We start from the raw sequence: 7,040 nt of genomic DNA on the forward strand, positions 1-7,040 counted from the left end.
GCAGAAAAAGGACTGAGCCGCGAGCCGCGTCGCCGCTGAGGCGTGCGGGTGGCAAACGGCAGATACTGATTATTCCTTTCATTCACGGGCGCTTGAACCGGTCGGTTCTGATCAGAAGCGTTCCGGACATCATGTATAGATATACGCAGGTGAGGTGAACTTTGGCGGTTGAAGCAAACGGCAATGACTTGTTGCAGGTGGTGGTGCTGTTGAGTGCAGGCGTTGTTGCTGCACCGCTGTTCAAGAAAATCGGCCTCGGTTCTGTGCTCGGCTATCTTGCCGCCGGCTTGGCGGTTGGTCCCTTTGGCCTTGGTTTCTTTTCAGATTCGCAGGCCATTCTGCACATTGCCGAACTTGGCGTCGTGATGTTCCTGTTTGTCATCGGGCTTGAAATGCAGCCCTCACGCCTGTGGTCCATGCGCAAGGACATTTTCGGCTTGGGTGCCTTTCAGGTTCTTTCCTGTATGGCGGGTCTGACGGTCGTCGGCGTGACGCTTGGCTATCCGGTCATTTCGTCTTTTGTGGCTGGCACCGGTTTCGTTTTGACCTCGACCGCCATTGTTATGCAAATGCTGCAGGAACGCGGCAGCATGTCGACGCTCAAAGGCCAGCGCATCATCTCCATCCTGTTGTTTGAAGACCTTGCGATTGTGCCCTTGCTGGCGCTTGTCGTTTTCCTCGGCAGTGGCGGGGAAGAGGTCACGGCGTCCGAACGCTGGCTGTCCGTCGGCATTGGTCTTGCCGCCGTGGCGGCGTTGATCGTTGCCGGACGTTACCTGCTCAATCCGTTTTTCCGCCTTCTGGCCGCGTCCGGTGCCCGGGAGGTCATGACGGCTGCTGCTCTTCTGGTGGTGCTGGGTTCAGCCTTGCTGATGCAGATGAGCGGGCTTTCCATGGCCATGGGTGCGTTTCTGGCCGGTGTTCTGCTGTCCGAATCCTCCTTCCGCCATCAGCTTGAGGCCGATATCGAACCATTCCGTGGCATTCTGCTGGGCTTGTTCTTCCTGGCGGTGGGCATGGCCATCGACCTGACGGTCATTGCCCAGAACTGGAAGATCGTCGTTCTCAGCGTCATTGGTTACATGGTGCTGAAAGCCATTTTCATCTACACGGTGGGCCGTATTCTCGGTGCTTGCAAACGTGAGAGCCTCGAGCGCGCCGTGCTGATGGCGCAGGGGGGCGAATTTGCCTTCGTGCTCTATGCCGCAGCTGTTTCGGCCGGTATTTTCAGCCGGGAAGAAAATGCGCTCTTAACCGCCATCATCATCATTTCGATGATCCTGACGCCGTTGATGGTTATCCTGCATGACCGGCTGATGCCGGCCGCCGTGCCCGATACCCATGATCTGGACCTGCCGGAAAATGTTGAAGGCACCGTGCTGTTGATTGGTTTTGGCCGTTTCGGCCAGATCGTCAGTCAGCCCTTGCTGGCGCGTGGCTACACGCTGTCGCTGATTGACAAGGACCCGGAATTTATCCGCGAAGCTGCGGAATTCGGTTTCAAGGTCTATTATGGTGACGGATCCCGCTCGGAAATCCTGCATGCGGGTGGTGCGGCAACCGCCAAGGCCATCCTGATCTGCGTGGATGACCGCGAAGCTGCGCTGCGCATTGCCGAAATCGTCAAACATGAGTTCCCGCTGGTGCCGGTGCTGGCACGTGCCTATGACCGTGAGCACGCCATCGACCTGTTGAAGGCAGGCGTTGATTACCAGATCCGTGAAACACTGGAATCCGCGCTCAACTTCAGTGAGGAAGCGCTGAACGTGCTGGGTGAGGAAATGGAAATGGCCGCACGTCTGGTCGAAGAATTCCGCGATGTCGATCAGGAGCGTTTTGCGCTCGAGATCGTCGGCGGTATTTATGCCGGACGTCAGCTGGTGCGTGGCAATGCCCAGCCGGCCGACCTTGTGGCTGCACGGACCGCCAAACGGCGTGCCGCACAGGAAGCAACCAGTGCAGAGGCAAAAGGGTAACGTCATTGCCCTGTCATGTGACGGTGCTTTCGCAGGTAGGTAAAAGGTGAGGGTGAGATGAGCATCATACGGTCTGTTGAAGAGTTGAAGGCAATCTATGACGGTGTCACCGAGGCATCGGTTGCCAAGGTCACGCAGCGGTTGACCCCCGAATACCGTTTGATGATCGAAACCTCGCCCTTCGTGGCGCTGGCAACCGTTGGGCCGGAGGGCATGGACTGCTCGCCGCGAGGAGATCGTGGCGGCGTGGTGCGCGTGGCTGACGACAAGACGGTGCTGTTGCCCGACTGGCGCGGCAACAACCGTGTCGATTCCCTGATGAATGTCGTGCGTGATCCGCGCGTGGCGTTGATGTTTCTGATCCCCGGTTCCAACACCACCATGCGCATCAATGGTCAAGCGGTTGTGTCGATCGATCCTGACCTGCTGCACAGCTTCGAGATGGATGGCAAACATCCGCGCACCGTGCTGGTGGTGACAATCAACGAGGTCTATTTCCAGTGTGCCAGAGCCTTGATGCGCTCCGAACTATGGAACCCTGAACACTTCGTTGACCCGGCATCGCTGCCAACTGCCGGGACCTTGCTGAAAGCGGCCAAGGCGGATTTTGACAAGGAAACCTACGATAATGGATGGGCGGCGCGCGCCGCTGCCACCATGTGGTGACAGGTTGGCCGCAATCTATTTCGGGCAATAAAAAAGCCTGCTTGCATCGGTGCAAGCAGGCTTTTTCTTTGGGGGGCTGACAGCCGATCAACCCTTGTAGATCAGCCAGTTCTTGCCGCCATAATTCTTCTGCATGCCTTCTTGAAAGAACACGCTGCGATTACGGCCGGTTTCCTTGGCGTGGTAAAGCGCGATGTCGGATTGTGCGTAGAGCTCACCCGGCCCGGAGGCATGGTTGCCCATGGCATAACCGATCGAGATATTCACCGGACCATAATCCGTGCCGGAGCGTGAATTGCGGAATGGCGTATTTTCAAGCGACAGGCGAATGCGCTCACAGATCGTCATCACCTCATCGACATTGTTGCCCTCGAGTATGATTGCAAACTCCTCGCCGCCAGTACGGGCAACGAACACATCCTTGCGTACATTGGAGCGAATGAGGTTGCCAACGGTTGCCAGGATCTTGTCGCCGACCGGGTGACCGTAGGTGTCGTTGATCCGCTTGAAGTGGTCGATGTCCAAAAGCACCAGTGAGGTAAGGTGCAGGCCGATGGAACTGTCAAACAGCGAAGACAGCTTTTCATCAAATGCACGACGGTTCGACAGGCGGGTCAGGGAATCCGTATTGGCGATACGCTTGTATTCGTCCAGTTCCTGACGGACCTGGTCCATTTCTTCGGAATGACGGCTGACACTCTGCGCCGTCTTTTCACCGTGCGCGGCAGTATTGCCGGTTGCATCCTGCAAAACCTTGATAACGCTCTGTACGATATTGTTGCTGGCGATATTCTTCGTGGAAATACGCGCCACGGTTTCAACCAGTAACTTGCTGTAATTTTCCATTGAATTCTGCTCGTGCTGCAAAAGCGCAAGCAGAGATTCCAGCTCTGCACGAACCTTGTCGTGCACGGTTTCAATGATACGGCCGTGGTTATGATCGAAATATTGCGCTCCAAGCGCGTCCAGTTCTTCTTGTGTTGCCTTGCTGCCAAGGGCTGCCAACTCACGGGTGAGGGCAGGGTTGGAGCCAATATAGGCTTCGTAGAAAAGACTGTAGTTGCGGGGAATAGGTGCAATGCCCATGCTACGCATTGCATAGGTAATCTGACCGGCAATATCAGGAACCTGCGCCTTTGGCGTGGTTACTGTGCTCATCAAAGTCTCCAAATAAATCTAGGCTTAAAACACCGCGAAATATTAGCATTCAATTTCTTTTGGAATATTTAATTTTAGCTGCAGACTCTTTTGTTTCGAAAATGTTTATATAACTATTCTTTCGGGTCAAGATATTGTTTTTGAAGTATTTTTAATTTTGGCAACTTTCGATTGTGAAAAATCAAGTCTTTTGTCCTCTAAATTTTTATCGGTTATATTTACTGTGTCAGTTCTAGTAATGCGATACGTGCATCATGTCCGCCGGTCATTGTGTGCCCTTTGCGCAGCAAAAAATAAAACAGAACAAAAGAAAACGGCCCCGTTTCCGGGGCCGTCTTTTAAAGTCTTGATGTCATCGTTTTACTTGGGGCCGATCATGTCCTCAGGGCGGACATACTGGTCAAACTCTTCATTGGTCAGGTAACCACCGCCAACAGCTTCTTCGCGCAGCGTCGTGCCGTTCTTGTGGGCGGTCTTGGCAATCTTGGCGCAGGCGTCGTAACCGAGCTTGCTGTTGAGTGCCGTCACCAGCATCAGCGAGTTTTCAACGCCCTTGCGGATGTTGTCTTCACGGGCTTCGATGCCAACCACGCAGTTGTCGGTGAAGGACACGGCTGCATCGCCCAGAAGCTGGACCGACTGCAGGAAGTTGTAGGCCATCATCGGGTTATAGACGTTCAGTTCGAAGTGACCCTGGCTGCCTGCAAACGTAATGGCTGCCTGGTTGCCGAAGATGTGCGCGCAAACCTGTGTCAGTGCTTCGGACTGGGTCGGGTTGACCTTGCCCGGCATGATCGACGAACCTGGCTCGTTTTCCGGCAGGGACAACTCGCCAAGGCCGGCACGTGGGCCAGAGCCGAGGAAGCGGATGTCGTTGGCAATCTTGAACAGGGCGGCGGCAGCGGCATTGATGGCGCCGTGCGAGAACACCATGGAATCGTGCGCTGCAAGCGCTTCAAACTTGTTCGGTGCGGTGACGAAGGAAAGGCCAGTGATCGAGGCGATCTCTTCGGCAACCTTTTCAGCAAAACCAACCGGAGCGTTCAGGCCGGTACCGACAGCGGTGCCGCCCTGTGCCAGTTCGCAAAGTCCGGGCAGGGTCAGTTCAATGCGCTTGATGGCAGATGCTACCTGTGCGGCGTAACCGGAGAATTCCTGGCCAAGTGTTAGCGGTGTTGCGTCCTGCGTGTGCGTACGGCCGATCTTGATAATGTGGGCGAAATCCTTCGCCTTTTTGTCCAGCGCTGCGTGCAGGTGCTTGAGGCTTGGCAGCAGGTGGTGAACGATCTCTTCTGCGCAGGCAATATGCATGGCCGTCGGGTAGGTGTCGTTGGACGACTGGCTCATGTTGACGTGGTCGTTCGGGTGAACCGGCTTTTTGGAACCCATCTCGCCACCCAGCATTTCGATGGCGCGGTTTGAGATCACTTCATTGGCGTTCATGTTGGACTGGGTGCCGGAACCGGTCTGCCAGACAACGAGCGGGAAGTGGTCGTTCAGCTTGCCGTCGATGACTTCCTGTGCGGCCTTGACGATGGTGTCGCCAACGGTGCTGTCCAGACGGCCAAGCGCCATGTTGGCGCGGGCTGCGGCTTGCTTGACAATGCCAAGTGCACGAACGACCGAAAGCGGCTGCTTTTCCCAGCCAATCTTGAAGTTTCCAAGCGAACGCTGTGCCTGTGCGCCCCAATATCTGTCGCTTGCGACTTCGATCGGGCCAAAAGTATCGGTTTCCGTGCGGGTGGCTGTCATCGGTCCTGCCTCTTAATGCTCAAAATCCTCCGGCAAAACGGCACTTTCGCACGCCTTGCGCGCGCAGACATATAGAGCCATCCGCCCAGCATGGAAAGCCTGCATAACGTCTAATCTCAACTGCGGCAGAATGGTTTGTCCAAAATCGAATATCCGGGCGCGTGTCCAATCCGTCACAGGGCAATTTGCGGCTGAAATGCAGCATCACATTTGTCCTGCCTATGGTTATTTCATGTATAAGACACCAAAAATAAAGGAAAATTTAACCATTTGAACCAACCTTTGATGCAACGCTCACGAAGGTGCTTCCGTAACGGCAAGTTGAGGCGCTTGGCGCCGGGTAGTTTCGTGCGTTTTCTTTTCAAGAAACCGGTAATCGGTTAGACAGTCATAAAATAAATACAGGCGGAATCAGAAGTGTTCCTGCCTTACGCTGCGAGGATAAATTGCATACAGGATCAGGAAAAACATCGGCCGCATTCATGCTGGCTGTCGGGCTTGCCTTCTCGGTAGCCATGCCTTCATCCGCAGGTGCTGTCACGTTGCTTGATATCTTGCGTGGCGGCCCGGGCAAGCAGGGCGCACGTGAGCAGCAGCAGCCACTGCCTGGCGTCGTCACCGGCAATGGTGCCAATGCCCGCATAGCAAACGATGCTGATCCTGAGCCTCTGCCGCGTATCGCTGGTCCGCGTTATTACACCTACAAGGCGGATGCGATGCCGTCCGTCAAAACGGCCGGGTTTGGCCAGTCGGACGCTGAAGCACGGTTCCTCAGTGAAGCCAAGGTCACGGCACCTGCCGATGTCGCCAAGGCGCTGGAAGCCTATTATGGCGCAGGCGGCAAGCCGCTGTGGGTCACCGGCGGTGAGGTCAATGCCAAGGCCAATGCGGTGCTGGAGTTCTTCGCAACCGTGTCTGCAAGCGGCCTCGAACCGGCGGACTACATCATTCCCATTCCGGCCGGTGACGTGACGGCCAGCATCGGTGCCGCACCCGACGCAACAGCTGCATCGCCTGCGACCCCGGTTGAAACAGCCTCAGTAGAGCCTGTTCAGCCTTCGGCTGGCGCAAGCGACGCTTACCAGCGTGCGCTGATGCAGTTTGAGCTTTCGCTGTCGGCAAAGGTTCTGACCTATGTTCAGGACAATATGCGCGGCCGCGTCGACCCGAACAAACTGTCAGGTTATCATGATTTCAAGCGCAAGACCGTCAACCTCGCACCGGTTCTGAAGCTTGCCAATCTCAGCACGGATGTCGCGTCCTATCTGCGCAGCCGCGAACCTTCAAATGCGGAATTCCAGACGCTGAAGGCGGAGCTGGCGGCACTGCGCGAGCAGGACGGCAATGAACATGAGCGTATCGTTCTGCCGGACAACCTGCTTTTGAAGCCGGGCAACACCAACGCTGAACTCGCCAATGTCGTGAAGGCAATTCAGCACCGTTCGTCAGAAGGCCTGAAACAGCAGCATTTCGAAACCTTCAGCACCT

Annotated in this window: 4 protein-coding genes and 1 pseudogene; 3 read left to right on the forward strand and 2 right to left on the reverse strand. The window is 55.7% G+C overall.

The window, feature by feature from the left end; genetic code table 11:
* Window positions 1-161 precede the first annotated feature (161 nt).
* Both RT613_RS14135 and RT613_RS14140 read left to right on the forward strand, forming a co-directional pair.
* The gene (locus tag RT613_RS14135) at window positions 162-1,976 is read left to right on the forward strand and encodes a monovalent cation:proton antiporter-2 (CPA2) family protein (RefSeq protein WP_313616261.1); all 1,815 of its coding nucleotides are present in this window, start codon (window positions 162-164) and stop codon (window positions 1,974-1,976) included.
* Window positions 1,977-2,033: 57 nt separating this feature from the next.
* The gene (locus RT613_RS14140) at window positions 2,034-2,642 is read left to right on the forward strand and encodes a pyridoxamine 5'-phosphate oxidase family protein (protein WP_313616262.1); all 609 of its coding nucleotides are present in this window, start codon (window positions 2,034-2,036) and stop codon (window positions 2,640-2,642) included.
* 87 nt (window positions 2,643-2,729) lie between these two features.
* Here the strand turns inward: RT613_RS14140 and RT613_RS14145 are convergent, their stop codons facing one another.
* On the reverse strand, window positions 2,730-3,800 hold the full coding sequence (locus RT613_RS14145; RefSeq protein ID WP_313616264.1) for a GGDEF domain-containing protein: 1,071 nt from the start codon (window positions 3,798-3,800) through the stop codon (window positions 2,730-2,732).
* Window positions 3,801-4,160: 360 nt separating this feature from the next.
* Window positions 4,161-5,552 carry a class II fumarate hydratase gene (gene fumC / locus RT613_RS14150; protein ID WP_313616266.1) on the reverse strand — a complete coding sequence of 464 codons (1,392 nt, stop codon included), beginning with the start codon at window positions 5,550-5,552 and terminating at the stop codon, window positions 4,161-4,163.
* Window positions 5,553-6,034: 482 nt separating this feature from the next.
* Between fumC and RT613_RS14155 the strand changes: the two are divergent.
* Window positions 6,035-7,040 (forward strand): annotated as a pseudogene (locus RT613_RS14155) (peptidoglycan-binding protein); the annotation flags it as partial.

It is taken from the genome of Agrobacterium sp., from assembly GCF_032092815.1.
Classification (GTDB): Bacteria; Pseudomonadota; Alphaproteobacteria; order Rhizobiales; family Rhizobiaceae; genus Agrobacterium.

Bases quoted from the DNA above. Each gene is read 5' to 3' on its own strand.
- RT613_RS14140 (WP_313616262.1), top strand. From the start codon at position 2,034: ATGAGCATCATACGGTCTGTTGAAGAGTTGAAGGCAATCTATGACGGT.
- RT613_RS14145 (WP_313616264.1), bottom strand. From the start codon at position 3,800: ATGAGCACAGTAACCACGCCAAAGGCGCAGGTTCCTGATATTGCCGGT.
- fumC (WP_313616266.1), bottom strand. From the start codon at position 5,552: ATGACAGCCACCCGCACGGAAACCGATACTTTTGGCCCGATCGAAGTC.